General features: G+C 63.8%; 1 protein-coding gene. It reads left to right on the top strand.

Features of this window, described 5'->3' with window-relative positions; genetic code table 11:
- Positions 1-78: 78 nt before the first annotated feature.
- The coding region (locus tag F2P45_RS35885) for a hypothetical protein (RefSeq protein WP_223164939.1) at positions 79-334 on the top strand (256 nt) is incomplete at its 3' end.

Below are 334 nucleotides of genomic sequence, written 5' to 3'. Positions count from 1 at the left end.
GTTGGCAAGCTTGCCTTCGATCGCACGCAAGGCGGTCACGCCCGGCATGCGCGTTTTATCGCTGACGGAAATGCGCTTTTGATCGACCATGCGCAGCATGGCGACGACCTCGTACAGGGCATCGGGCGCCGTATTGCGCTGCGTCAGCGGCGGCGCATCGCCCTCGTCATCTTGCGCTGGCTGTTCCGGTTCGGGCAAAGCGGCAAGGCTTGTCAGGAAATTTGGCGCAGGCGCCGGGCAAAAGGCCGCCACGCGCAGGCGAAGTTGCGCAGGGAGAAGGATGCTCCCGTCATGCTCGAACAGGAACAGGTTCAGCACGTTCATCGGGCCCCGC

The organism is Massilia mucilaginosa, from assembly GCF_011682145.1.
Lineage (GTDB): Bacteria > Pseudomonadota > Gammaproteobacteria > Burkholderiales > Burkholderiaceae_D > Telluria_A > Telluria_A mucilaginosa.
The sequence above is the reverse complement of the archived record's forward strand: the minus strand, read 5'-3'. Positions and strand labels throughout refer to the sequence as shown.